Source organism: Vagococcus salmoninarum (assembly GCF_003987495.1).
Taxonomy (GTDB): domain Bacteria; phylum Bacillota; class Bacilli; order Lactobacillales; family Vagococcaceae; genus Vagococcus_D; species Vagococcus_D salmoninarum.
The window spans coordinates 1-26276 of record NZ_NGJU01000027.1 but is presented as its reverse complement, the minus strand read 5'-3'; the positions used below and the strand labels follow the sequence as shown (position 1 = coordinate 26276).

21 protein-coding genes are annotated in these 26276 nt (G+C 37.9%); 17 read left to right on the top strand and 4 right to left on the bottom strand.

The features are described 5' to 3' along the window. Positions 1-6: 6 nt before the first annotated feature. The 6 genes from CBF35_RS13670 (at position 7) to CBF35_RS13645 (ending at position 11873) form a co-directional block, all read left to right on the top strand. On the top strand, positions 7-1788 hold the full coding sequence (locus CBF35_RS13670; RefSeq protein ID WP_126782186.1) for an ABC transporter ATP-binding protein: 1782 nt from the start codon (positions 7-9) through the stop codon (positions 1786-1788). A 161-nt stretch (positions 1789-1949) separates the two neighbouring features. Then, entirely contained in the window at positions 1950-2858 is a 909-nt protein-coding gene (rarD, locus tag CBF35_RS13665; RefSeq protein ID WP_126782184.1) for an EamA family transporter RarD, read from the top strand. 98 nt (positions 2859-2956) lie between these two features. Continuing rightward, a complete protein-coding gene (gene lepB / locus CBF35_RS13660) occupies positions 2957-3526 on the top strand; it encodes a signal peptidase I (RefSeq protein WP_126782182.1) in 570 nt (189 codons plus the stop codon). Between the two features lie 119 nt (positions 3527-3645). After that, positions 3646-7212: a PD-(D/E)XK nuclease family protein gene (locus CBF35_RS13655; RefSeq protein ID WP_126782180.1), complete on the top strand. Its 3567-nt coding sequence runs from the start codon at positions 3646-3648 to the stop codon at positions 7210-7212. Further along, positions 7196-10975 carry a helicase-exonuclease AddAB subunit AddA gene (addA, locus tag CBF35_RS13650; protein WP_425330190.1) on the top strand — a complete coding sequence of 1260 codons (3780 nt, stop codon included), beginning with the start codon at positions 7196-7198 and terminating at the stop codon, positions 10973-10975. The genes CBF35_RS13655 and addA overlap by 17 nt, the downstream gene beginning before the upstream one ends. 187 nt (positions 10976-11162) lie before the next feature. After that, positions 11163-11873: a GntR family transcriptional regulator gene (locus tag CBF35_RS13645; RefSeq protein ID WP_126782176.1), complete on the top strand. Its 711-nt coding sequence runs from the start codon at positions 11163-11165 to the stop codon at positions 11871-11873. A 53-nt stretch (positions 11874-11926) separates the two neighbouring features. On the opposite strand, the gene CBF35_RS13640 is transcribed toward CBF35_RS13645, so the two are convergent. After that, positions 11927-12565: a YigZ family protein gene (locus CBF35_RS13640; protein ID WP_126782174.1), complete on the bottom strand. Its 639-nt coding sequence runs from the start codon at positions 12563-12565 to the stop codon at positions 11927-11929. 141 nt (positions 12566-12706) lie between these two features. On the opposite strand from CBF35_RS13640, the gene CBF35_RS13635 reads away from it, so the two are divergent. From CBF35_RS13635 to CBF35_RS13620, 4 genes are all read left to right on the top strand, one after another. Beyond that, on the top strand, positions 12707-13006 hold the full coding sequence (locus CBF35_RS13635; RefSeq protein ID WP_126782172.1) for a DUF7662 domain-containing protein: 300 nt from the start codon (positions 12707-12709) through the stop codon (positions 13004-13006). Positions 13007-13224: 218 nt separating this feature from the next. After that, positions 13225-13749 carry a hypothetical protein gene (locus CBF35_RS13630; RefSeq protein WP_126782170.1) on the top strand — a complete coding sequence of 175 codons (525 nt, stop codon included), beginning with the start codon at positions 13225-13227 and terminating at the stop codon, positions 13747-13749. A gap of 128 nt (positions 13750-13877) precedes the next feature. Then, the gene (locus tag CBF35_RS13625; RefSeq protein ID WP_126782168.1) at positions 13878-14132 is read left to right on the top strand and encodes a hypothetical protein; all 255 of its coding nucleotides are present in this window, start codon (positions 13878-13880) and stop codon (positions 14130-14132) included. Further along, positions 14129-14557 carry a hypothetical protein gene (locus tag CBF35_RS13620; protein WP_126782166.1) on the top strand — a complete coding sequence of 143 codons (429 nt, stop codon included), beginning with the start codon at positions 14129-14131 and terminating at the stop codon, positions 14555-14557. Before CBF35_RS13625 ends, CBF35_RS13620 begins: the two co-directional genes overlap by 4 nt. A 48-nt stretch (positions 14558-14605) precedes the next feature. Here CBF35_RS13620 and CBF35_RS13615 read toward each other — a convergent pair whose 3' ends face one another. Together CBF35_RS13615 and CBF35_RS13610 are read right to left on the bottom strand one after the other, a co-directional pair. After that, positions 14606-15316, bottom strand: a complete 711-nt coding sequence (locus CBF35_RS13615) for a DNA alkylation repair protein (protein WP_126782164.1) — start codon at positions 15314-15316, stop codon at positions 14606-14608. Positions 15317-15336: 20 nt separating this feature from the next. Continuing rightward, the gene (locus tag CBF35_RS13610; protein WP_126782162.1) at positions 15337-16266 is read right to left on the bottom strand and encodes an alpha/beta fold hydrolase; all 930 of its coding nucleotides are present in this window, start codon (positions 16264-16266) and stop codon (positions 15337-15339) included. Between the two features lie 122 nt (positions 16267-16388). Between CBF35_RS13610 and CBF35_RS13605 the strand changes: the two genes are divergently transcribed. The 3 genes from CBF35_RS13605 to hpf all read left to right on the top strand — a co-directional run bounded on the left by CBF35_RS13605 (position 16389) and on the right by hpf (position 19198). Beyond that, on the top strand, positions 16389-17729 hold the full coding sequence (locus tag CBF35_RS13605; RefSeq protein ID WP_126782160.1) for an ATP-dependent helicase ComFA: 1341 nt from the start codon (positions 16389-16391) through the stop codon (positions 17727-17729). After that, positions 17726-18412: a ComF family protein gene (locus CBF35_RS13600; RefSeq protein WP_126782158.1), complete on the top strand. Its 687-nt coding sequence runs from the start codon at positions 17726-17728 to the stop codon at positions 18410-18412. The genes CBF35_RS13605 and CBF35_RS13600 overlap by 4 nt, the downstream gene beginning before the upstream one ends. A gap of 219 nt (positions 18413-18631) precedes the next feature. Further along, positions 18632-19198, top strand: a complete 567-nt coding sequence (gene hpf / locus CBF35_RS13595) for a ribosome hibernation-promoting factor, HPF/YfiA family (protein ID WP_126782156.1) — start codon at positions 18632-18634, stop codon at positions 19196-19198. Between the two features lie 46 nt (positions 19199-19244). Here hpf and CBF35_RS13590 read toward each other — a convergent pair whose 3' ends face one another. Beyond that, positions 19245-20126: an alpha/beta hydrolase gene (locus CBF35_RS13590; RefSeq protein ID WP_170174807.1), complete on the bottom strand. Its 882-nt coding sequence runs from the start codon at positions 20124-20126 to the stop codon at positions 19245-19247. Positions 20127-20386: 260 nt separating this feature from the next. On the opposite strand from CBF35_RS13590, the gene secA reads away from it, so the two are divergent. The 4 genes from secA (at position 20387) to ftsX (ending at position 25868) form a co-directional block, all read left to right on the top strand. Continuing rightward, the gene (gene secA / locus CBF35_RS13585; protein ID WP_126782152.1) at positions 20387-22915 is read left to right on the top strand and encodes a preprotein translocase subunit SecA; all 2529 of its coding nucleotides are present in this window, start codon (positions 20387-20389) and stop codon (positions 22913-22915) included. 122 nt (positions 22916-23037) lie between these two features. Next, a protein-coding gene (prfB, locus tag CBF35_RS13580; RefSeq protein WP_126782150.1) for a peptide chain release factor 2 occupies positions 23038-24148 on the top strand; the annotation gives its coding sequence in 2 pieces (ribosomal slippage) (positions 23038-23109 and positions 23111-24148; 1110 coding nt in all). Positions 24149-24304: 156 nt separating this feature from the next. Then, complete coding sequence (ftsE, locus tag CBF35_RS13575; protein WP_126782148.1) at positions 24305-24991, top strand: cell division ATP-binding protein FtsE; 687 nt, start codon at positions 24305-24307, stop codon at positions 24989-24991. After that, positions 24984-25868 (top strand): permease-like cell division protein FtsX, encoded by an 885-nt coding sequence (ftsX, locus tag CBF35_RS13570; RefSeq protein ID WP_126782146.1) that lies wholly within the window; start codon positions 24984-24986, stop codon positions 25866-25868. The genes ftsE and ftsX overlap by 8 nt, the downstream gene beginning before the upstream one ends. Positions 25869-26276 lie beyond the last annotated feature (408 nt).

The following is a 26276-nucleotide window of genomic DNA, read 5'->3' as shown; positions in this document are numbered from 1 at the left end:
AAAACAATGGCACGAAATACCTTTGATCAAGACGAAGAATTAATGCAGGAGTTTAATTGGGATTATTATCAACGTTTAGGTTCCTATATTTTACCTTATAAGAAACCATTACTGAAAACCTTGCTCGTCATTATCATCGCCAATTTAGCAGGGATGCTCGGTCCTTATTTTACGAAAATTGCGATTGATGAAGCAATTCCTAAACAAGACATTAAACTATTACTCCTGTTAGGGGCAGTCTTTTTAGTATCCTTAATTGTGATTGGTTTGAGCATGCGTTACCGGATTAAAGCCATTACTGAAATTGGTCAAGATGTCCTAAAAGATATGCGCTCAGCGATCTTTGTCCATCTCCAACGCTTACCTTTTTCATATTTTGATAATCGCCCTCATGGCAAAATTTTAATTAGAGTCGTTAACTATATTAACACCTTAAGTGATTTGTTAAGTAACGGTTTGATTAATTTGATTTCTGACATTTTCAGTGTGGTGATTACGTTAATTGTCATGCTGTTAATCGATGTTAAATTAACCTTATATAGTTTAGCCTTATTACCAGTTCTATTTATCTTAGTTATGGCAATTAAAAAGGCCCAACGGAAAGCCTATCAAGAATTAAGTAATAAACAATCGAATATGAATGCTTACATTCATGAAAGTATCTCTGGCATTAAAGTGACCCAGTCTTTTGCCCGGGAAAAGGAAAGTTACGAGACGTTTACGGAAATTAGTAATGACTATCGTAAGTCTTACATGAAAGCTGTTAAAGTTCAGTTTTTACTTTGGCCAGGAGTCCAAAATATATCAGTCATTACAACGAGTTTGATTTATTTTGTCGGCGTTCGCAGTCTTGGTGTTAATGTTACGACGGGTACCTTAATTGCCTTTATTGGCTACATTAATAACTTTTGGAATCCCGTTATAAATATCGGAAATTTTTATAATTCCTTAATAACGGCAACTGCTTATTTAGAGCGAATCTTTGAAACGATGGATGTTGAACCAGATATTCAAGATAAAGCTGGGGCGATTGAGATGCCAAAAATTCAAGGTCAAGTTGATTTTGACGAAGTCGTCTTTCGTTATGAAGCTGGTCGGAATATTTTAGACGGGATTAGTTTTAGCGTTGAAAAAGGTGAAAGTATTGCCTTAGTTGGACCAACAGGGGCAGGTAAAACGACAGTGATTAACTTGTTAAGTCGTTTTTACGACGTTAACGAGGGAAGTGTGAAAGTTGACGGGATTGATGTTCGGGATGTGCCACTTCAGTCACTACGCTCCCAGATGGGGGTTATGCTGCAAGACACCTTTGTTTTCTCAGGGACAATCATTGAAAATATCCGCTATGGTAAGCTAGATGCTACGGAAGCTGAAATTATTGAAGCGGCTAAAATCGTGCGGGCCCATGACTTTATTAGTGAGCTGAAAGATGGTTACAATACAGTGGTGGAAGAACGAGGAAGCACACTATCTGCCGGTCAACGACAATTGATTTCATTTGCTAGAGCCTTATTAGCAGATCCTAAAATCTTAATTTTAGATGAGGCGACCTCGAGTATTGATACTCGAACTGAAGAGTTACTCCAAGTCGGGTTACAAGAGTTGTTAAAAGGCCGAACGTCATTTATTATTGCCCATCGCCTATCAACGATTAAAAACAGTGACAAAATCTTTTATATTGATCAAGGTCAAGTCATTGAGGCTGGTTCTCACGAGGAGCTAATGATAGCTGGCGGCTTGTACCATCATTTATATCAATCTCAATACGACTTATTAAAAGTTGATTAGAGATTAACCTTAAACCAAGGGAATGCTGAAGTCTATTACAGCTCCTTGGTTTTATATTAGTTAAGAATGAAGGGAACTAATAGCTATCTTACCTGTCAATTAAATGCTAAAATAAATAAACTATTTAGTTATGACTTATTTAGTTGGAGAGTAGGGGAATAATGAACAAAGATAAAAAAATGTCTAATCAACAATGGGGAATGATTGCTGGTATTTTAGCTTATGCCATGTGGGGCGTCTTACCTTTTTATTGGAAAACCCTCAGTAGCGTGGCACCTCTAGCAGTCTTAAGTTACCGGGTGATTTGGTCTTGTGGCTTTATGCTGCTAGTCTTAGTCCTTAGTCGGCAAGTCGCAAACTTTGTTAGCGAAACCCAGGAATTATTAAAGAATCAGCGACGTTTACTTGCAGTAATAGCAGGAGCTGTTTTAGTAACGACTAATTGGTTTATTTTTATCTTTACGGTTAGTAACGGTAAAGTAATTGATGCTAGTCTAGGCTATTATATGAATCCCTTAGTTAATGTCTTACTAGCGACAGTCTTCTTAAAAGAACGGCTAGGTCGGGGTGAGTTAATGGCTTGTGGCTTAGCAGCTTTAGGAGTCAGTATTTTAGCAATCTCAACTGGGGCAATCCCTTGGTCTTCATTAGCGATGGCAGTCACTTTTAGTGCTTACGGTTTGCTAAAAAAAGTTGCTAAGGTCAGTTCATTAACAGGCCTAACAATCGAAACAGCCATTATCGCACCTTTTGCCTTAATTTATGTAGTTTTCTTTTCAAAGGCTGGCTTTATGAGCTATTCCTTACCAATTAATTTATTATTAGTGGGGGCAGGGGTCGTTACAGCTATTCCCCTCTTTCTTTTTGCGGAAACAACGAAACGTCTCCCTTATATCTTAGTTGGCTTTTTACAATACATTGCACCGACTTTAATGTTACTAGGAGCTGTTTTTCAGTTTAATGAAAGCTTTGCATGGCCCCAGTTATTAGGTTTCAGTTGTATTTGGCTCGGTATTTTAGTTTTCACTTACAGTAATGTGTTATTTTATAAAAAAAGTAAGAGAATGTGAAGAAAAATCTAAGATTTATTAAAAACTACCTTTTAAGGTAGTTTTTATGCTAAAATCAGTGAGTAAAGTAGGATGACAAGTAGGAGGTCAATAGTTAAATGAAAAAAGAAATCATTAGTAATATTATCTGGTTTGTAAGTTTAGCGGCAATCATTATTTTAATCAAAGTATTTTGGTTTATGCCTGTAGTCGTTTCTGGGGACTCAATGGACCCAACAATGGAAAACAAAGAACGGGTTATTGCCTTTAAAGGAACGGAAATAGAACGTTTTGATATTGTAACCTTTCCAGCTCCTGATGAGCCTAAAAAGAACTATATCAAACGGGTCATTGGTTTACCAGGGGATACCGTTGAATTTAAAAATGATCAACTATTAATTAACGGCAAAGAACAAAAAGAAACGTATTTAGATGAGTATAAAGCTAAGTTAGCCGAAGGGGATTACTTAACTCAAGTCTATGACAGTGAAGGCATCGCCCATCCTGAGTTTGACTTAGGTAATCTGTTCCCAGCGACGACTGTGCCAGAAGGTAAAGTGTTTGTCTTAGGTGATAACCGTCAGATTTCGAAAGACAGTCGCTTAATCGGCTTTATTGATAAGGATAAAATTAGTGGCAACGTTAAATTCAGTTTTTGGCCACCAAGTAAGTTTGGGAAAGTCGAATAGCAGTCAAAAAAAGATTACCTCTTTAAGGTAGTCTTTTTTTTGACTCTTAGCTGTTCTCTTTTTTTTATGTTTTTTTATGATACACTTAAGACAAGATTTAATAAAGGAAGTGAGCTTACATGGGCTTAGAATTTATCTATGGGCCGGCAAGTGTTAAACACGAATCCGCCCTTGTTGAAAAGGCGGCAGCATGGCTTGATAAAGCACCAGACAATCAAGTCTTTTATTTAGTGCCAAACCACGTCAAATTTGAAACAGAAGTCAGTGTGTTAGAAAATCTCCATCAATTGCCTCGCTACGCCAACTGGTCAACGATGACGACCATGCGTTTGCAAGTCTTTAGTTTTACCCGTTTAGCTTGGTATTATTTGCAACATACTGCCTTATACCAAAATAACCAGTTAAGTGAAGCTGGAACTCATCTTGTGATTCGCAAGTTATTACTAAATGAAGCAAAAAACTTACAAGTCTTTCGAGGAGAAGTTAATAAAGCCGGTTTCATTAAGCAATTAGCTGACTTATTTAAGGAACTCCAAGCTGGAAATATTGGCGAAGAAGATTTAGTCGAAATTATTAACAATTTAGGCGATTCTTTAAAAGAGCAAGATTTTAAAGGTAAACTTAAAGAATTCAATTATTTATATAGTAACTATTTATTAGCAATTGGCGAGAAAGAAGTGGGAACAAGTCAACTACTTACAGATTTAGCCAACTGCTTAGCAGAGACTGACTTGTCAAAAGTTATGTTTGTGATTACTGGCTTTTCCCGGTTTACTGCTCGGGAAAAACAATTATTAGAAATGTTAATCCAAAAAGCCGCAGAAGTCAAAGTTGATTTAGTCTTAGATAAGCCGGCAATCAATCAGTTGCCAGAAGGCTTTGACATGTTTTTCGATGCCGGTAAATTGTACTTCGAGCTCTATCATCACGCCCGAAGCCAAGGGGTCAAAGTTTATCAAGATACCCACTTAAAAGGGGCCGTTTCTCCTGATTTAGGCGTCTTAGATGAATTTTGGCGAGAGTCTCAAAAATTGTCACCAGAGAAAAAGCAATATCACTTAAGCTCAGAGACGATTCAAATTTGGGAAGGGGAAACCCCTTTTACTGAAATCAATCATGTAGCGAAAGAAATTCGCCATCTCGTAGCAACGACTGATATCCGTTACCGGGACATTGAAATCTTATCGCGAGATTTAGGTAGCTACCAAGGGATTATTGGGCCAGTTTTTAAAGCCCATGAGATTCCTTACTACTTAAATCAAGAATTAGAAATGACACATCATCCCCTTGTGGAGTTTTTGACAACTCTTTTTGCAATCAAGCAACGGTTTTATCGCTATGGCGACGTGATGCGTTTTTTACGGACAGAGTTGTTTATGCCTAAAAATGACAACTTATTAGCAATTGCTGATTGGCAGCAAGAACGGGATGCTTACCGGGATCACATTGACATTACTGAAAATGTCGTTTTAGCTTATGGTTACGAAGGCTTTTATTGGACCCAAGAAAAAGACTGGCTCTACGTTCAATACGATTTTTCCAATGAAGAAGTGGCTGAAAATCACGACTTATATGCCCAGCGTGTCTCTAATAGTATTCGTCAAGATCTTAAAAATCAGTTACAGCCCTTTTATAAAGCGTTAGATCAAGCGAAGACTGGGGCCCAAGGCGCAAAAATACTCTATCAATTTTTAATTAGTGCCGGAGTAGAAGACCAGCTGATTTATTGGCGGAATCAAGACATTGAAGCAGGTCGTTTAGAAGAAGCCAAAGTTCATGAACAAACATGGCAAGCGTTTATTCAATTATTAGACGAATACGTGGATATTTTAGGCCCAGAGCCTTTTGATTTAACGGAATTTGTGACTATTTTTGAAACAGGCTTAGAAGGTCTTACGTATAATAAAGTTCCGACGACGATTGATCAAGTCAGTTTTTCTTCTTTAGACTTGATTCATGCGCAAAAGAATCGTGTGACGTTTATTATTGGCGCAACAGATAATGTCTTTCCGCAAAAAATTGAAAATAAAACCTTACTTTCAGATGAAGAACGGAGTCTTGTTGACAGTAGTTTAAGTGAAGGGAAATTTCTAATTAAAGACCGTAGTCGGGATTTGATTAAAGAGCCTTACATTGCTTACTTAGCTTTTCAATCGACTTCCGAGCGCCTTTATTTAACTTACCCTAGTAGTAGTGATCGGAGTAAAGATATTAAACCTTCACCTTATCTGAGTTTGTTAAATCGTAAATTAGGTGTGCCAATTAGAAAAAAACTGACTTATCCTGAAAACAACCAACTCTCTCTCGAATTTACTGGAACCTACCGGACGGGGTTAACGGATTTAAATGGTATTAAGCGACTGACAGCTGATACAGGTGAACAATTAGGCAGTCTCTGGTTAAAATTAGAAGAGGTCTTATTAAGTCACCCAGAGTATCAGCAATTGTCGAAACATATTTTTGACAGTCAAGCCCAGCGAAATATCCCAGAAACTTTAACGCCAGAAATGGTGCAAGAACTTTATGGGGAAACAATTTACGGCTCAGTCTCAAAAATTGAGACCTTCCATGAGTGTCAATATAAATACTTTATGAATTATGGCTTACAATTAAAAGAACGAGATGTCTTTGGCTTAACACCAGCGGCGACTGGTGATTTTTACCATGATGCCTTAGATCAGTTGTTCAAAGTCTTAATTCGAGAACAATTAACTTTAAGTGAACTAACACCAGAAACGTTACAAGAAGTCACAGAACAAGTCTTACAAGGAGTCTTAGGCGAAAATAAGTTTAGTATATTAAATGCTAACCACCGGATGAATTACATTCGTTACCAATTAAGTCAGACGATTCGCCGCGTTAGTTGGGCCTTACAAAAACAAAGTCAACGGACAGGCTTAACAACTGTTCAAACAGAAGTCTTATTCGGGCAAATTGCCCAACAAAGCGGTTTAGATAGCTTACATATTCAAGTAGCCAAAGACAAACAATTGAAAATTCGCGGGAAAATCGATCGACTGGACCATTTAGAAGTAGCTAATCAACATTATTTAGCAGTCGTCGACTATAAATCTAGCCGTCATAGCTTTGATTATCGAGATGCCTACTTCGGCTTAGCCATGCAAATGATCACTTATTTAGATGTGGCTTTAAGCAATGCTGTCGAGTTGATTGGTCAAGAACAAGTTAAGCCCGCGGGCGCCTTTTATTTACAAGTTAAGAACCCTCGAATTGAAGGGAACATTGACCCAGATGAAACGAGTGAAGCCTTATTCAAAGAATTTGGTTATCAAGGGATCTTATTAAATGATCAACCATTATTAGAACGTTTAGACCATACGTTAACAGAACAGCCTAAATCGAGTATTTTCCCTTACGAAGTTAAAAAAAATGGCGAGTTTAAATCTCGAGAGTTTGTTTCAGAAAGTGAGATTGACTTATTAATTAAGCAAAATCGCCGCAATTTCCAAGGTGCTGGCGAAGAGATTTATCAAGGGAAAACCCAGTTGAATCCTGCTTATCGAGACAATAAACGGGTGGCTTGTCAATATTGTCCTTTTAGAAGTGTCTGTCAATTTGACTCAATGCTAAAAGAAAATAACTATCATACGATTGATAAAATGACAAAAAATGATGTCTTATTTAAAATTACTGAAAAAGAAGGTGGGAATGTTAATGAAGACTAGTGAGGCAGGAAGTAACATTCCTTTAAAACCAGAAAATAGTCAGTACACCGATGGGCAGTGGCAAGCGATTTATGATGCTGGGGATAATATTTTAGTCTCAGCTTCAGCCGGTTCAGGAAAAACCACAGTCTTAGTCCAACGAGTGATTGAAAAAATTACAGCAGGGGTCAATGTCGATGAATTATTAATTGTGACGTATACAGAAGCTGCTGCCAAAGAAATGAAACAACGTATCCAAGTAGCTGTTCAGCAAGCCATTACCGATGAAAGTGATTTAGAGCAAAAACGCCACTTTATGCACCAGCTCTCACTAATCCCAACGGCTTATGTCAGTACGTTACACGCCTTTTGTCTGCAAGTCATTCGTAAGTATTATTACTTAATTGAAATTGATCCCGTCTTTCGTTTATTAACGGATGAGACTGAGATGTTACTATTAAAAGAAGATGTTTGGGATGAACTAAGAGAAGAGTTGTACGAAAAAGATCAATTAGCTTTTTACCAATTAACGGAAAACTTTTCCAATGATCGTAGTGATGATGGCTTAACCCGGTTAATCTTTTCACTGTATGACTTTGCTCGTTCCAATCCAAGTCCTAAAGGCTGGTTAGCTTCTTTAGCTGGGGCTTATGATGTCAGTGAAGGCTTAACCGCCAGTCAGATTTATCAAAAAATTATTAAACCTCAGTTATTAGCTAATACAAGTAAGATGCAAAGTAACAGTCAGGAAATGATTCGCTTAGCTGAAAGTGATGAAATCTTCACTAAAGTTCGGAGTTTAGTTGAGCTTGAAGGGGCCTTTGGCAGAGAGTTGGAAAAACTAATTTTAGCCGATCAACTTCAAGAAGCTTACGACTATGTCAGTCAAGGGATTAGTTACACTCGTTATCCGAGTTTACGCAACTTAGAAGAGGCTGAAAAGGAAATTAACGATGAAGTCAAAGAACTGCGGGCCGCGAATAAAAAAATCACTACTGAGTGGCAGAAAGGCATTTTTAGTATCCCACCTTCTGAGATGGTCAGTGTAATGAAAGAGTCTCAAGCTTTAGTCGCTAATATGGCCGAGGTGGCTTATCAATTTGAGCAAGCTTATGCTACTCGCAAGAGAACAAAAAGCGTTGTTGATTTCAATGACTTAGAACACTTTACTTTACAAATCTTAGCCAAGTTAGACGACCAAGGGCAGTGGCACGGTTCAGAAGCGTCGACTTATTACCGGGAAAAATTTTCCGAAGTCTTAGTGGATGAATATCAAGACATTAATCAACTCCAAGAAAATATTTTGTTTTGGTTACGTCAAGCTGAGCCAGGTCAAGGAAACCTCTTTATGGTTGGGGATGTCAAACAATCGATTTATTCATTCCGCTTAGCTGATCCTACTTTGTTTATTGATAAGTATAATAAATTTGGCACAGAAGACGGTGGCCGGCGGATTATTTTAGCAGAAAATTTCCGCTCCCGAAAAAGTGTCTTAGACTTTACTAACTTAGTCTTTCAACAATTAATGAACTCTTCTTTAGGTCAATTAGAGTACGATGAACCAGCTCAATTAGTCAACGGCTTTACTGGTTTCCCAGAACTTGCTAATGATGCTACGGAAATTTTGATTTTTGAAAGTGATAATGATAACGAAGAAGAGCTAGCCGATGTTGAAGATGACTTTCAAATTGATACTAAAACTGAGGGGGAAATCCGGTTAGTCGGCAATAAAATTAATCAATTGATTCAAAGTAAATTTCCAATTTACGACAAGAAAACTAAAAGTAATCGACCGATTACGTATCAAGACATTGTTTTATTAACACCGACTAAGAAAAATAACTTAGTTTTACTAGATCTTTTTAAAGAAATGAAGATTCCCCTACATGTTAATGATACTCAAAACTATTTCCAAGCAACGGAAATTCGCATTATGATAGCTTTGCTAAATGTGATTGATAATCCCTATCAAGACATTCCCTTAGCCTCAGTTTTACGGTCACCAATTGTTGGCTTAAAGGAAAATGATTTAGCGTTGATTCGGACGAACCAACAAGTCGGGAGTTTTTACGATGCTGTTAAAGGCTTTTTAGCCCAACCGGTGGCAGTTGAAAAAGGGGACTTGCAAAAGAAGCTTCAGCAATTCGCTGACTTATTAAGTAACTGGCGAGAAATGGCCCGGCGCCAACCACTAGTTGATTTGATCTGGGATATTTATGAAAAAACTGGCTTCTTAGATTACGTTGGTGGGATGTCTGCTGGGAAACAGCGTCAGGCTAATTTACACGCTCTCTATGAGCGGGCAACGAGCTACGAAGAGATGAGTTTTAAAGGGCTCTTCCAGTTTGTCCGTTTTATCGAGAAGATGCAGTTAAAAGATAAAGATCTAGCAGAACCGACTTCAATTAGTGATGAGGAAGATGCGGTTCGGGTGATGACGATTCACGCCTCTAAAGGTTTAGAATTTCCAGTCGTCTTCGTCTTAGACCTAACTCGCCGTTTTAATTTAATGGATTTAAACAACGATTATATTTTTGATGACAAGCTTGGGGCAGGAATTAAATTTACGGATGGCATGAGTCGCTTATTTTTCCGGACGTTACCTTATTTAGGGATTCGTGAAGAAAAGCGTAAAAAACTATTAGCAGAAGAGATGCGGAAGCTATATGTTGCCTTAACTCGGGCAGAAGAGAAACTCTTTTTAGTTGGTTCTTATAAAAATCAAGAACAAGCTTGGAAAAAATGGAGTGCTTCCCGCTTAGAAAAAAATATAGTGATTGCTGATGACATTCGTCTCAAAGGTGCTAACTTAATGGATTGGATCGGTTTAACGATGATGCGCCATCAAGATGGTGATGAGGCTCAAAATGAGTATGAAATCACGAAAGTACCTGACGTTTACCGCCACCCAGCCCGTTTTAAAGTCAGCTTTAATACTATTGAAAACTTGCGCAAACAGTTGATTGTCATTGAAGACCCAGGCCTAACAACAGTCAAAGAAAGCCTTGTGCCTGAGGAGCAAACAGCTCAATTCGCTGAAATATTAGAACGACTTAATTTTCAGTACCCATTAGTAGCAGCCACTCAAACGACAAGTTACCAATCAGTTTCTGAAATTAAACGAGTGTTTGAAGATCCTGATAATCAACAATTATTAAGTTTAGATTTATCAACTTCGGAAGCGAAAACAGTCAATCGTTTTGCAGATGATCGTTTGGCAACGCCTAAGTTTATGGAAGAAATCGGTGAACCTAAAGGGACGGAAATTGGCACAGGGACCCATCTAGTCATGCAACTTCTGCCTTTAGATGAGACACCAACTTTAGCCAAAATTCAAGAGTTAATCGATCAGTTAGTAACTAATCACTCTTTAGATGAAAAAATTGCTAAGAAAATTAAAAGTCAAAGCATTCTCGACTTTTATCAAACTGCTTTTGGGCAACAATTGCTAGCCAATCATCAAGGTGTGACTTTAGAACAACCTTTTTCAATGTTAATGGCAGCAGAAGGAATCTTTAAAGGGTATCCTACAGGAACTGGGGACCGGATTTTGATTCACGGAATCATCGATGGTTATTACGAAGATGAAGAGGAATTGATTTTGTATGATTTTAAAACTGACTATTTAAAAGCCGATTATACTCAAGCTGATTTAGACCAAATTAGTCAAAAGTATCGCGGTCAACTTAGTTTATACAAACAAGCCCTAGAAGAAGTCAAAGAAAGACCAGTCACTAGTACGAAGCTAGTTTTATTAACAGTTAACGAAATCATTGACTTATAACAGTGATAAAAGCCAGTTACTCTTAGAAAAAGAGTGACTGGTTTTTTTGAAAAAAGAATAAATCTTGTTTTTTTGGTATATACCAGTTATAATAGAAGAATCAAGAGTGCTTTATGTAAAGGTGGTCAGAGCTTTAACCTTTAAATAGACCAATCACGTGAAACAAACCAAAGGGGGAAAGGGTCAAATGCCAAAGAAAAATTTACCTGTGTATATTCAAATCCATGATAAGATTCGGGAAGAAATTGAGTCAGGGAAATGGAAAGTCGGTGAGCGTTTACCATCAGAAAGAGAGCTATCGATTACTTTCGGCGTTAGCCGGATGACTTTGCGACAAGCTGTCCAAACCTTAGCCGATGAAGGGATCCTCGAACGGAAAATTGGTTCTGGGACTTATGTGGCTAGTAAAAAAGTTCAAGAAACTATGAGTGGGACGACGAGTTTTTCGGAAATTATTATTGCCCAAGGGAAACAACCTTCCAGTAAGACAACTTCCTACTTTGTAACTAAACCAAGCTCAAGTGAGATGGAGACTTTACAGTTAAAAGATGAGGAGCTGTTATTGCGGATGGAACGGGTTCGTTACGCTGATGATGTGCCGATTTGTTTCGAAGTAACAAGTATTCCTTACCACTTAATAAAAAATTACAATAAAAAAGAAGTCACCCATTCCTTATATCAAACGATTATTGAGCATGGGGAATACAAAATCGGTAAAGCTTTACAAGGAGTATCAGCGATGGTTGCTTCTGAACAAATAGCCGAACACCTAGACATAAAAAAAGGCGATGCGATCTTACGCTTACGCCAAACAACGTATTTTGATGATGGCACACCTTTTGAATATGTCCGATCTCAATACGTGGGAAATCGTTTTGAATTCTTACTAGAAAAATAAAAAAGCAGTTAGAATCATCAATTGATTCTAGCTGCTTTTTAGCTGATATCTCTTTAGCCTTGATAATCTTTTTCGAAATAAGCTTTTTCGCCTAAGGTAATCGAGACTTGACCACTAAGTTGATCAGTCACTTCTAGTTGAAAGGCTTCAACTTGAGCCTCATCAATCATACAAATGAGGGTAACTTTATCAGTGAAAATCGTTTCTTTTAAATCATAATTAGCTGAAGTCATAAAATTTTCTAACTTGCCGTGGTTAGGGTAATCAATTTCTAAAATGACTTCTTGTTGCAAGCTCCCTTGAACGATCCCGACGGCTGTTAAAGCTTCAGCTACGACACCGCCGTAAGCGCGAATTAATCCGCCTTTCCCTAGCTCAGTTCCACCAAAATAGCGGGTAACAATAGCCACAGTATTAATTAGCTGGCGCTTTTTCAAAATCTCTAGCATCGGTACTCCAGCAGTTCCAGCCGGCTCACCATCGTCACTGCTTCGTTGAATCTCGTTAGTCTCACCAATGACAAAAGCACTGCAATTATGACTGGCTTTCCAATGTTCTTTTTTAATTTCAAGAATTAGGGCTTTCGCCTCTTCTTCAGAAGTAACAGGTGCTAAAGTACAAATGAAACGGGATTTTTTGATTTCGATTTCGTGTTGCCCCCGTTCTTTGACGGTTAAATAAGACGTTAACATAAGACACCTCGTTTCAGCTCCTAGTATAATATAAGTCCCTGCACTCTGGCAAGGCAGCTTACTTTAAAGGAAGCTAAAGCGTTTGCATTACAGCGGATTTGTGGGATAATATTAAGTAAGTAGAAAAGTGAGGTGAGTGTCATGGCAAAGTACCCTAAGTCTCAGCGTGAGAAGAAATATGATACAGTCACCCGTTATTTGACACACAATGGCGGTTCTCAAGTGACCTTAACTTTTACCCAATTTGATGAATTATTGTTTCCTAAAAGTGGTTTACCAGATTCCGCCCGGAAGACTCTTGATTGGTGGGCAAATGATTATAAGTACCCAGAGAAAGGTGCATACGGCTGGCTTAATGCTAATTATGAAATGGTTCACGTTAATTTGGAGAAAGAATATGTTGTTTTTAATCGCTTGTTGAAATCAACATTATTTGACTAACTTTTAAAATATAACTAAAATAATCACATGAAAAGCGATAAGAATATTAAAATTAAGTGATAGCTGAATATTAAAATGAAATAATTTCACATAATCTATTAAAAAAGAGAAAAACTGTTGCTTTATAGGGACTAAAAAGAGTAGAATATATAAGCAATAGAAGATTAACAAGCAATAGAAGATTAACAGAAATAGATGATTAACAAGGAGTGGTTGGAATGGAAATAATCGAAGGATTATTCGATGGTCAAGGTGTTATTTTAAAGGATAAAACCCATGTCTTATTAAAAGAAATTTGGCGTGGACGTTTAGAGTTACGGCCTTACTTGTTATTTCCAGTTAAATCTGAGTTAGCAGATGGGGAACTTACTGATACTGAAACTGGCATCCTCTATCCCCATACAGTGGATCGGGAGCTAGATAAAAGCCAATTAGTTTATGGTGAAAAACGACCAACCCGAATCTTGCATTTAATCCCTTTTGGTGGTCGAAAAATTATTCGTAAACCAGATCTAAGAAATCCTCATAGTGTTAAAATCTTAGGCTTTCGCCGTCTGATTTTAGAAAAGCTTGATGGGACAGAAATTCAAGTCGACATCGATGGCAATTGTTATGAGTTACCAGAGGGTGTTGATAGCTTAGTCAACGGCCGTGAGGAACAACCTTTAGCCCCATTTTATGACCGTCCTTCCGATTTAGCGAATATTATTAAAAAGGCTGGGATTGAAGTTTATTCTAAGTAGAACTAGGAGAGTCAAAGAGATGTTAATGGGTTCCAATGATTTAATCTTGGGCGAGCATCCTTCATTGGCTCTTTTTTTATTTATAGTTATAATCATTAGGAGCTGAAAATGAAGTTGAGGAGATAAACGTGGAAAATTTTAATGCCCGTGAAGTTGGTCACCAGTACGTTACAAATTTACTAGAACGTGAAAATCAAGGAGAGTGGGTGTGGTATCACTGCTATCACTATTTTTCAAAAGTTCGGTATCAAAAATTAACGGCAACAGATTATAATATGTTGTCACTTCATTTAAGTGTCTATTTAGCCGAAGAGAAGATGTACCATGGTCATCTTTTATTTTGCAAAACAGTTATAAAAGTCACCGACCGGGAATTGAGTTGATTTGTTCCCCAAAATATCATCAATTATCAGGGATTAAGATTGTTGAATTAATGAAACCAAACAACCTAGCCTTATTATTTGAATTAGTAGAAAAATTAGAAGTCATTTATCATGAACTGCGAAAGACAACGTATCAACGCTCAGGCAAGTCGGAACCAATCAGCCCAGTTTCTCAAAGTTTACTGACTAAGATTTTATTAGGAACCTTAGGTTGTGTCCCAGCTTTTGACCGACAAGCAACGACTGTTTTTAAACAAGTGGGGATTGAACCTCAAAGTTTTTCAAAACAATGCTTACTGAGTATTGCCGAATTTTATCAAAAAGAAAGCAAGGCATTTCAAGAACTAGCTGGTAGTTTAGCAGTTGGTCACATAGACTTACCAGAAATGAAGTTAGTTGATATTATGCTTCAATGGAAGGCGTAAATAGTATGAAAAAAGAGGAGGGGACCTATTGACTAGGTCCTCTCCTCTTTAACATATCACCCGTTTGCGTTTGACACCGACTTTATTATTCGTAATGACTTTTTGAATTTTAGTGATTGGATCTGGTAAGTGACAGCCTTTAGTCGCTAAAGTTATTTCAATGTCACCTATTTCTTTGGCAGTCTCTAGGGCTAAGGTTGTTAATTCTGGACAGTAGCTGCCAACGTAAATGATAAATTGATTCATATTGTACCGGAGAGCGTTAGGAGCAGTATGGATTTCCTCTTTGACGAGGGCTAAAAGTTGACTAACTTCAGTTAAAGAAATGTCTTCAGCCGGTGCTAAAGCTAACCATTTTCCGTAAGTCGCCCAACCAGTATTTGCCACAATGGGATCACTACTCCGTAACCATTTTTCCCCAAGTTCTAAAGCAAAGGGGCTTTCGGCGGTAACGCCAGCGACAATGGCTTCGTTAATTGCTGACCAGTTGCTTTGTTTTAACCAAAGCTCAAGTTGGACTTTAGTCATCGCTGCCGGGTTGATTCCTAAGCCAGCTAAATACTGAGCATCGGTGTTACCCGTGGCAAATAAAGCGAGACAAAGATCCTGTTGACCTTTGACTTTTTTGACTAAATACTTTTTCAAGTCACCAATTTTAACACCGAATAATTGGCTAGGGGCACCGTGAGTCATAAAGGTTTTCCTTGTTTGAGCGGTGCCGAGACGTTCTAATTCTGCCATGACTTCTGTAAGTTCCATAATCTTCCTCCTTATCCAAGTTAATTTAAGTGTTTCGTCAGCCAGTAGTAAATGTCACTCATGACTAAGGGACTTTCTGTTTCATTTAAAATTTCATGACGAAGTTCTTCGTAAAGCTGTAAAGTGACATCTTCAAGACCAGCCTCAGTTAATTCCCGAGCCACAGTTGTTGGGCCTTTACCGAATTCTCCTACTGGGTCTTGAGCGCCGCTAATAACTAGGACAGGTAGCTGTTGCTGAATTTTTGTCGCCCAATCTGTTGATGTTGCTAAGGACATTAAGGTAAATAAAGTATAAAAGCCATTATTAGTAAAGAGAAAGCCAAGTTTCTGATCGGCGATGTAGGCGTCTACGTTTTTTTGTGATTTTGATAACCAGTCGAAAGTCGTCCGTTTTTCAGGAAAGGCTTTATGAAAGTTACCGAAGGCTAGGTTATCAATCAGTTTATTGGGGCGATAAGGCTGAGTTTTATTTAAAAGCTTTAACAAAGGAAGGGCTAAGGCTAATTCTGAGCGGTGAGCCCCTGTTCCCATAATAATCGCCCCAGCCAAATGGTCAGAGTATCGGCCTAAATAATTTCTCAAAACAAAAGATCCCATACTATGGCCGAGAATAAAGTAAGGTATTTCTGGGTATTCGGCTTGAATCCTAGTTGTGACTTGGTAGACATCTTCAATTAAAATATTCGGACTTTGTTCTTTTGCAAAAAAGCCTAAGTTGGGCTTATTAGCAGCAAGAGAGGCGCCGTGGCCTAAATGATCGTGACCTACAACTAAAATATTTTGCTCAGTTAAGTAGTTGGCGAAGGCGTCGTAACGCTCCACATACTCAGCCATGCCATGGACAAGTTGTAAAATCCCTTTTGGCTCTTGGTTAGACTGGGGTAACCACTTAATACAGTGGAGAGCAGTGCTGTTGTCTTTGGATTGTAGTGTAAAATATTCTTTCATCGTTTGCTCCTTTGTTTGTTCTATTAATATGCCAAGTATAAGTCATTTTACGAAAGAGAGCCATTAAAAAGTCGAGACTGGCTTTTTTAGCGAATCTATTATTAAGATAGGAGGAAGAGCTGATGACTGAAGAACAGTATTTTTCCGGTCGTAAGTTACTACTAGCTGAAATTCCTAAACAATGGCGAACTCCAGAGATATTAGCTAACTTACAGCGAAGAGCAAGTATGGTCGGCAAAGGCTTGAAAATTAAATGTTTACGTTGTGGCACTAGCCATTTGAAAGAAGCAGTTAAGCTAGTACAAGGCCAAGTGATTTATTATTACTGTCCTAGTTGCATTCAGTTAGGTCGTAATCAAAGTAATCAAAAAATGTATTACCAAGAAAGCGAGAACCAATTAACCGAGCGGTCAGTAGATTTTGCTTGGCAAGGCCAGTTGACACCTTTGCAAGAGCAGGCTAGTCGTGAAATTGCTGAAAGGATGGCGAGGAATCAAGAGTTATTGCTTCATGCCGTCACAGGGGCTGGTAAAACAGAGATGCTGTTTTTAGGTATTTACCAATCCCTAAAACAAGGGAAGCGGGTCTGTTTAGCAAGCCCGAGAGTCGATGTCTGTTTAGAATTATACCCAAGATTACAAGAGGCCTTTCCAGCAGAGCAGGTAATGCTCCTTTACGGCAAACAAAAAGAAGCTTATCGCTATAGTCAATTAGTCATCTGCACAACTCATCAGTTACTCCGTTTTTCAAAAGCCTTTGAGGTTGTCGTAATTGATGAAATTGACTCCTTTCCCTATGTTAATAATCCGATGCTGCACTACGGCGCAAGGCAAGCTTGTAAAGACAGAAGTAGTCGGATCTATTTAAGCGCCACACCGACAGTTGAATTAGTTAAACGGGTGGCTTTAAAGGAAGTTAAAGAAATTATTGTCTATCAACGATACCATGGCAAAAAATTACCTGTTCCAATTGGAAAGTGGGTCAATAATTGGCAAAAGATGACTGAAAGACCGGTCTTGTCGAAGGAGGTAAAGCAAGTCTTTACGCAACAATTAGTCAAGGCGCGGCAAACATTAATCTTTTGTCCAACAATCAAATGGTTATTGGATTTTGAAGAAGTCTTAAAGAGAACTTTTCCGACCGTAAAAATCGGCACAGCTCACGGCAAAGACAGTCAACGGCAAGCTAAAGTCACAGCCATGCGCCAAGGGGCCTACCAATTCTTTCTAACTTCGACGATTCTCGAAAGAGGTGTTACTTTCAAAGATGTTGACGTGATTGTAATCGGTAGCAACCAAGGATTGTTTACGAAAGCCGTTCTGATTCAAATTGCCGGTAGAGTCGGTCGCAGTTCGGAGCACCCTACAGGTTTAGTTTTATTTATTCACGACGGCTGGAGTCGTAGCATGAAGCAAGCCATTAAAGAAATTAAAAAGATGAATCGGCTTGGTGGTTCCTTATGAAATGTCTCTGGTGTGGGAATCAAATCAAAGAAGAATTAACCCTAAAGCAATTGTTAAGTTGGCAAAAGATTGAAGCAAGTCATTGTTGCCAAAGGTGTCACAGTCTTTTTACTAAAATTATTAGGCGAAGTGCCTGTCCTTTTTGTGGAAAGGGGGAACAAAAGAGAAGTTGTCAAGAATGTCAGATCTGGCAAGTTGCTTACGGTGATATTTTTAATGGGAACGAAAGTTTGTTTCATTATGATCAAGGAATGAAAGAGTGGTTTCAAAAATATAAGTTTCAAGGAGATCAGCGACTAGCCCAGATGTTCCGTCAAGAGTTGCAATATTTTTTTAAAGATAAGCCAGGGGCCTTAATTATCCCTGTGCCCTTGTCCCCTAAAAGACTAGCTAAACGGGGCTTTAATCAAGTGGAAATGTTATTAGCAGCGGGCGAGATTCCTTTTGAAAAACTCTTACTTAAAAAAAGTGAAACGGTGGAACAAACGACTAAAAACCGTGAAGAACGTTTGCAAACCGCTCAACCTTTTTGTTTAGCCCAAGGGGGGAAGCAGTTAATTCATAATAGGAAGGTTATACTTGTTGATGATGTTTATACAACTGGCCGAACGATATTTCATGGTGTCGCTTGTCTCAAAGAGGCTGTTCCACTAAGTATCACTAGTGTGACTTTGGCACGTTGAATGGAATCGTTTTCTAGAATGAGGTGAGGTGTTATATATCCGTTAAGTTCCTCTGAGCTGATTAATATAGGAAAAGAACTATTCTCAGATTCTTTTTATGAAAAAAGGGAACAATAATTGTAATTTAGGGGAAACTTCGATATAATATATATAAGAAGAAGTGATAGGAAGAGTGGTCCTTTCTCACTTCTTTAATGGTAGACGAAAGGGGTAATTGCTATGCTAAGATTTAATATTAGAGGAGAAAACATTGAGGTAACAGAATCTATCAGAAATTATGTTGAAAAAAGAGTTTCTAAACTAGAACGTTATTTTGATAAAGAAAAATCTCCTGAAGCAACAGCTCATGTTAATTTGAAAGTATATTCAGATAAAAACGCCAAAGTGGAAGTGACAATTCCGCTACCATATATCGTATTAAGAGCAGAAGAAACGTCTCACGATCTATATGCGAGTATTGACCTTGTAGTTGATAAGTTAGAAAGACAAATTCGTAAATTTAAAACAAGAATTAACCGTAAACAGCGTGAAGTATCAATTGATACCCAAGCGGCGGCAGTCTTCTTAAACAGTCAAGGTGAAACTGACACTGAGCCAAAAGAACCTGAATTAGAAATTGTTCGTACAAAACGCCTATCATTGAAACCAATGGATAGTGAAGAAGCAGTATTACAAATGAACATGTTAGGTCATAATTTCTTTATCTTTGAAGATGCGGAAACTAATGGTACTAGTATTGTTTATAGTCGTAAAGACGGTAAATACGGCTTAATTGAAACTAACTAAAACATTAAATAAACAAAGACCTAGACAAGATAATTGTCTAGGTCTTTTAATTTTCTTCAAGGAAGTAGTTACCAGTTTTATCAAGGGCTAACTTAAAGAGGAAATCACTCACCCACTTGTTAACATCGGGATTATTTGTAATTAAGCCACCATGGGAAGCCTTAGGCCCAAGTGCTAACCGTTCTTGATAATAGGCAACTTCTCCAGGAAAGATCAACCGGCTAGCTAAAGCGCTAGAGACCGGTACAATATCGTCTGAATTTTGGCCAGTGTCCCCGGCGATTGCTAGAACTTGTAGTGAAGGTGGGAGCTGGCTTTTAGGCTTTAAAAATATGTCCAAATACTCAGAGGCCTTGCTTTTGTCACTAAAATTGAGAGTAGCGTCATCGTTTAAGGGCTCTAAGTCGTTATAAGGAGCGCCAATGGTCACTAACTTTTTGATTTCAGGATAGCCTTCTTTAGTCCCGAAAAGTTCAGTGTAATGAGTGACTGCTAAGCCGCCATTAGAAAAACCGATTAAGTTAGCACTGTTAAGGTGGTAGGTTTCTTTTAAATCTCGTAACAAAACTGCTAAACCTTGTGACCAATCTTCGATATCAGCAAAGTTGTTTGCAAAACCAACAAAAATTAAAGGCAGTGAGTCTGGTTCTAGCAGATTATTTAAATAGGTGATTTTATTAGTTGCTGAAATCTGAACTTTTAAAATCTCGACTGGCTCTGGGGAAGAGCTTAGAAAATCTTCGGCAAAAGGGATGAGGTCTGTTTCAGAGCCACCACTGCCGTGAAGGAAAATTAAAGGCGTTTGTTGACTTAAATTAAGTTTGGGTACTGTTTCAGAATTTTGAGTCTGAGGTAAGGCAGAACGGCAACTGATTAGAAAGAAACATAAGGCAAGGCAAGTCGTAAAAAAACTAATTTTTTTGAACAAAGTCAGAAAACCTCCACTAAATCATTTAAAATAAGTATACCTAATTTTAAGTTGAAAGGAAGAAAAATGTGAAAAAAGGACTTTTTTTGCTAAAAGAAGGAAAAATATCGGGATAATTGTTGATTAAATGGAGATTAACGCGAAAATTGTTTCATTTTTTAGATAAAAATGCTAGAATAAAAACGATGGGTTAATATCTCAATTTATATAATGTAGATAAAATGCTTTTAGTTTTATTCTATTGGGAAAGGAAAGACAAGATGGCGAATTTTCTAAAGAAAATTATCGAAAGTGACAAAAAAGAATTACGTCGCTTAGAAAAAATAGCAGATCAAGTAGATGGTTTTGCAACAAGTATGGAAGCACTCAGTGATGAGCAAATTAAAAGTAAAACAGAAGAATTTAAAGGGCGTTACCAAAAAGGAGAAACACTAGACCAACTATTACCGGAAGCTTTTGCAGTAGTTCGTGAAGCAGCTAAACGAGTACTAGGTTTATATCCTTACAAAGTTCAATTGATGGGTGGGGCAGTCTTACATGACGGCAATATTCCAGAGATGAAGACTGGTGAAGGTAAAACCTTGACAGCGACAATGCCAGTTTATTTAAACGCACTTACTGGCGAAGGGGTTCACGTTGTTACAGTCAATGAATACTTAGCAACCCGGGATGCTAGCGAAATGGGCGATCTATACAACTTCCTAGGGATGTCTGTTGGGTTAAACTTAAACTCAAAATCTTCAGATGAAAAAAGAACAGCTTATGCTTGTGATATCACATACAGCACTAATAATGAATTAGGCTTTGACTATTTACGTGATAACATGGTTGTCTATCGCGAACAAATGGTACAACGTCCGTTGAACTATGCGATTGTCGATGAAGTTGACTCAATTTTAATTGATGAAGCTAGAACACCATTGATTATTTCAGGTCAAGCAGAGAAATCAACAGCCTTGTATTCTCGTGCTGATAACTTTGTTAAACGTTTAGTAGTAGACGTTGATTACAAAATTGATGTTCAATCTAAAACAATCTCATTGACAGAAGAAGGTATTTCAAAAGCTGAGTCAACATTTGGCATAGATAACTTATATGACATTGATAACACAGCTTTAACTCACCATGTCGATAACTCATTAAGAGCCAATTACATTATGTTACGTGACATTGATTATGTCATTCAAGAAGGTAAAGTAATGATCGTTGACCAATTTACTGGTCGGATTATGGATGGCCGTCGTTATTCAGATGGTTTACACCAAGCAATTGAAGCCAAAGAAGCAGTTGAAATCGAAGATGAAACTAAAACAATGGCCAATGTAACGTTCCAAAACTACTTCAGAATGTATAAAAAATTATCAGGAATGACAGGAACGGCTAAAACCGAAGAAGAAGAATTCCGGGAAATTTATAACATTGAAGTTATTCAAATTCCAACTAACCGCGTGATTGTCCGTGATGACCGCCCAGATTTACTTTATCCAACTTTGGAAAGTAAATTTAGAGCAGTTGCTAAAGACATTAAAGAACGTCACCGTAAGGGGCAACCAGTCCTAGTCGGTACTGTGGCAGTTGAAACATCTGAATACTTATCACAACTATTAAACACTGAAAAAGTTCCTCATGAAGTCTTGAATGCTAAAAATCACTTCAAAGAGGCTGAAATTATTTTAAATGCTGGTCAAAAAGGCGCAGTGACAATTGCAACGAATATGGCTGGTCGTGGGACGGATATTAAACTAGGTCTTGGGGTTAAAGAACTTGGCGGTTTATCAGTTATCGGAACTGAACGTCATGAGTCTCGCCGGATTGATAATCAATTACGTGGACGTGCCGGTCGTCAAGGTGACCCTGGTGTCACACAATTCTACTTATCATTAGAAGATGATTTAATGAAACGTTTTGGTTCAGAACGAGTCAAAGCAATGTTAGATCGTATGCGAATTGATGAAGAAGATGCAGTCATTCAAAGTAAAATGTTATCAAAACAAGTTGAATCTGCTCAAAAACGTGTGGAAGGTAATAACTACGACACTCGTAAAAATGTCTTACAATACGATGATGTGATGCGTGAACAACGTGAAGTCGTTTATCGTCAACGTCATGATGTTATTATGGAAGACGATAGTCTAAAAGCTGTTGTCATGGGCATGGTCGAAAGAACAATCGAACGGGTTGTCAACGATCATACAAATGCTGAAGCCGAAAAAGATTGGAATCTTCAAGGAATTGTTGATTTCGCTAGTGCTTGTATTGTTCCTGAAGGTGAGATTAGTTTAGCTGATATCGCTAGTAAAAAACCAGCTGAAATTAAAGCTGACTTACTAGAGCGGGCAACTAAGATTTATGAAATGAAAGAAGGTCAATTAAACGGGCCTGAACAAATGTTAGAATTCCAAAAAGTCGTTATTCTACGAGTAGTTGATACTAAATGGACTGATCATATTGATGCGATGGATCAATTACGTGAATCGATTGGTTTACGTGCTTATGGTCAAAATAACCCGCTAGTTGAGTACCAACAAGAAGGTTACCAAATGTATGAAGCGATGATTGGTTCAATTGAATATGATACAACTCGCTTGTTTATGAAAGCTGAAATTAGACAAAATGTTCAGCGTGAACAAGTTGCTCAAGGCGAAGCTGTCCACCCGACTGAAGAAGAAGGTCGCGTTGATGCAGATCAACGTAAAAAACCTCGTCAAGTTGAAAAAGTTGGTCGCAATGAAATGTGTCCTTGTGGTAGTGGCAAGAAATTTAAAAACTGTCACGGTAAAGAAGTTTAATAGCAATGCGGTTTGGAACTTATCCAGACCGCATTACTTTTTTATCTTAAAGGAATAACTAGTAAAAAAAACAATCAATTGTAAGTTCGAAGAGGATTTGTAGTTGAGGAGGATTAATAACGATGGAAATAAGTGAATTACGAAATGAACTAGAAAAAGCTGCCAAAAAATTAGCTGACTTCAGGAGGTCTCTTTGACTTAGAGGACTTAGAACAAGGCATTGCGAGCTATGAAGAAGAAATGTCTTATCCTGAATTTTGGAATGACAATGAAAAAGCCCAAGCAACGATTAATGCCAGTAATCTCTTAAAAAGTAAATACCAAGCCTTTATGGATTTAGCTGATGAACAAGAAGAACTAGCTCTGATGTTAGAAATGCAACAAGAAGAGTTTGATCCAGAACTTCAAGTGGAATTAACTAAAGGTCTTTCCGCTTTTCAAGAGAAGCTAAGTAGCTATGAACTAGAACAATTACTCAATCAGCCTTATGACAAAAATAATGCGATTTTAGAGTTGCATCCAGGCGCAGGTGGGACAGAGTCTCAAGACTGGGGCGATATGCTTCTGAGAATGTACACTCGCTGGGCCAACAGTCACGACTTCACAGTAGAATATTTAGATTACAATGCTGGTGATGAAGCTGGGATTAAAAGCGCCACCTTGTTAATTAAAGGTTACAATGCCTATGGTTATCTGAAATCTGAAAAAGGGGTTCATCGTTTAGTGAGAATCTCGCCTTTTGATTCAGCAAGTCGTCGCCATACGTCCTTTTGTTCTGTTGATGTGATGCCAGAATTGACTAGTGAGATTCAAATTGAGATCAACCCAGATGACATTAAGATGGATACTTTCAGAGCTAGTGGGGCAGGTGGTCAACACGTTAATAAGACGGATTCTGCTGTTAGGTTGACTCATACACCTACGGGGATTGTTGTTTCTAGTCAAGCCCAACGGTCACAGTTGAAAAACAGAGACCAAGCCATGGGCATGTTAAAAGCGAAGTTGTACCAACTAGAAATTGATAAAAAAGCTCAAGAAGCAGCAGCTTTACGTGGCGAACAAATGGAAATTGGGTGGGGCTCACAAATCCGCTCCTACGTTTTTCACCCGTATTCAATGGTTAAAGATCACCGGAGTAATTATGAAGTCGGCAATACTCAAAGTGTTATGGATGGAGAAATTGATGACTTTATAGACGCTTTCTTAAGAATGAGTCTTGCACAGCCGTTATAAATGAAATATATTTGTAATTAAAAGTAAGATGAATTACAATAATCTAGTGATATAATAAAAGTTAGTCCTGAGAGCTAAATCAATGATGTGGATGTAATAACTTAGTTGGTAAAGTTTAGTTACGGTAACTACTATTGAAAGATAGGGGAATGTTAAATGATTGAAATGAAAGACATTATGAAAAAGTACTCTAATGGTACGACAGCGATCAGAAATATCTCCGTGAAAATTGACCAAGGAGAGTTTGTTTATGTTGTTGGACCCAGTGGTGCTGGTAAATCGACTTTTATCAAATTGATGTATCGTGAAGAAAAAGCGACAAAAGGCTCGTTGAACGTTGTAGGTTATGACCTAATGACTATAAAAAACAAAAATATTCCTTTTTTACGTCGTGAAATTGGGATTGTTTTCCAAGATTATAAATTGTTACACCAAAAGACTGTCTATGAAAATGTTGCCTATGCCATGCAAGTTATTGGTAAACGGCCACGGGAGATTAAACGTCGGGTGATGGAAGTTCTTGATTTAGTTGGTTTACGCCATAAAGTCAGAGTTTTCCCTAGTGAGCTATCTGGTGGGGAACAACAGCGGGTGGCGATTGCGCGAGCAATTGTTAATACACCTAAAGTGTTAATCGCTGATGAACCAACTGGTAACTTAGATCCAGAAAATTCTTGGGAAATTATGAAGCTATTGGATAAAATCAATACGCAAGGGACAACGGTTGTGATGGCAACCCATAATAGTACAATCGTTAATACTATTCGTCACCGTGTCCTTGCAGTTGAAAATGGTCGCATTATTCGAGATCAACATGAGGGGGAATATGGCTACGATGATTAGAAATATGTTCCGTCATATTGGCGAAAGTTTAAAAAGTTTAAAACGTAATGGCTGGATGACTTTAGCGTCAGTCAGTGCTGTAACAGTTACTTTAATTTTAGTTGGCGTTTTTCTATCAGTGATTATGAACGTGACTAAATTAGCAAATGATATTAAATCAGCAGTCGATATTTCAATATTTGTTGAAATTGGCACAACTGATAAAGACCGAGACATTTTACAACAAGAATTAGAAGCCTTGCCAGAAGTCAGTAATGTGACTTTCTCAAGTAGTGCTGAAGAGTATGAAAAATTAGTGGCAGCCATGGGTGATACTTGGAAATTATTTAAAGGTGACGACAATCCGTTGTATGACGTTTTAATTGTTAGTGCTAAAACCTCAGATGGCGTGAAGGCTGTTCAGAAAAAAGCAACAACTTTAGATAATGTTTACCGAGCAGATTACGGTGGTGTTCAGTCGGATAAAATCTTTAAGTTGTCTGATGGTATTAGAAAATGGGGTCTAGCAGCAACAGGGCTTCTATTGTTTGTAGCAGTCTTTCTAATTTCAAATACGATCAGAATTACTATTATTTCTCGGAAGCGGGAAATTCAAATCATGCGTCTAGTTGGAGCTAGAAATAGCTTTATCCGTTGGCCTTTCTTCTTAGAAGGGGCTTGGATTGGTGTTTTAGGTGCGATTGTGCCGATTCTCTTTATGTCTTTCGGTTATACGCAAGCTTATTACATTATTAACCCTAACTTAGTTCGTTCAGGCTATTCATTAATTAGTCAAAATGAATTAATTCTGAAAGTTAATATGTTAATGTTAGGTACAGGCATGCTGATTGGTTCAGTCGGATCAATCTTGTCAATGCGCCGTTTCTTAAAAATATAATAGTAGAAACCCGAATGGACCACTTGTTAGCAAGTGTCATTCGGGTTTGTTTTATACTAAGGCACAAAGAAAAAGAGTATTCCTAAGGGAATACTCTTTTTCTGGCTGTATAATTTTTGGTGTGGATGAAGAGATTCATTCACACCTATTTTTACGCAAAAAAATAGAAACATATGAACTTTCCAGTTAGAATAAAGTTGCTTACACCAATTCAGGGAGGAGAATTCATATGTTTCATAACGATTATATCCGATTATCACTTAATTTAAAAGACCCCAATATCACATTTGCTGAAAAAGCATGCGTTGAACAAAAAATAAAAGGCGTTACTGCAACCCTTTATTTTGCTACTTTGACTTATACACCCACTCATTGTAAATGTTGTGACCGAGAAAACACTGATTTTCT

Bases quoted from the DNA above. Each gene is read 5' to 3' on its own strand.
- CBF35_RS13670 (WP_126782186.1), top strand. From the start codon at position 7: ATGGCACGAAATACCTTTGATCAAGACGAAGAATTAATGCAGGAGTTT.
- rarD (WP_126782184.1), top strand. From the start codon at position 1,950: ATGAACAAAGATAAAAAAATGTCTAATCAACAATGGGGAATGATTGCT.
- lepB (WP_126782182.1), top strand. From the start codon at position 2,957: ATGAAAAAAGAAATCATTAGTAATATTATCTGGTTTGTAAGTTTAGCG.
- CBF35_RS13655 (WP_126782180.1), top strand. From the start codon at position 3,646: ATGGGCTTAGAATTTATCTATGGGCCGGCAAGTGTTAAACACGAATCC.
- addA (WP_425330190.1), top strand. From the start codon at position 7,196: ATGTTAATGAAGACTAGTGAGGCAGGAAGTAACATTCCTTTAAAACCA.
- CBF35_RS13645 (WP_126782176.1), top strand. From the start codon at position 11,163: ATGCCAAAGAAAAATTTACCTGTGTATATTCAAATCCATGATAAGATT.
- CBF35_RS13640 (WP_126782174.1), bottom strand. From the start codon at position 12,565: ATGTTAACGTCTTATTTAACCGTCAAAGAACGGGGGCAACACGAAATC.
- CBF35_RS13635 (WP_126782172.1), top strand. From the start codon at position 12,707: ATGGCAAAGTACCCTAAGTCTCAGCGTGAGAAGAAATATGATACAGTC.
- CBF35_RS13630 (WP_126782170.1), top strand. From the start codon at position 13,225: ATGGAAATAATCGAAGGATTATTCGATGGTCAAGGTGTTATTTTAAAG.
- CBF35_RS13615 (WP_126782164.1), bottom strand. From the start codon at position 15,316: ATGGAACTTACAGAAGTCATGGCAGAATTAGAACGTCTCGGCACCGCT.
- CBF35_RS13610 (WP_126782162.1), bottom strand. From the start codon at position 16,266: ATGAAAGAATATTTTACACTACAATCCAAAGACAACAGCACTGCTCTC.
- CBF35_RS13605 (WP_126782160.1), top strand. From the start codon at position 16,389: ATGACTGAAGAACAGTATTTTTCCGGTCGTAAGTTACTACTAGCTGAA.
- CBF35_RS13600 (WP_126782158.1), top strand. From the start codon at position 17,726: ATGAAATGTCTCTGGTGTGGGAATCAAATCAAAGAAGAATTAACCCTA.
- hpf (WP_126782156.1), top strand. From the start codon at position 18,632: ATGCTAAGATTTAATATTAGAGGAGAAAACATTGAGGTAACAGAATCT.
- secA (WP_126782152.1), top strand. From the start codon at position 20,387: ATGGCGAATTTTCTAAAGAAAATTATCGAAAGTGACAAAAAAGAATTA.
- ftsE (WP_126782148.1), top strand. From the start codon at position 24,305: ATGATTGAAATGAAAGACATTATGAAAAAGTACTCTAATGGTACGACA.
- ftsX (WP_126782146.1), top strand. From the start codon at position 24,984: ATGATTAGAAATATGTTCCGTCATATTGGCGAAAGTTTAAAAAGTTTA.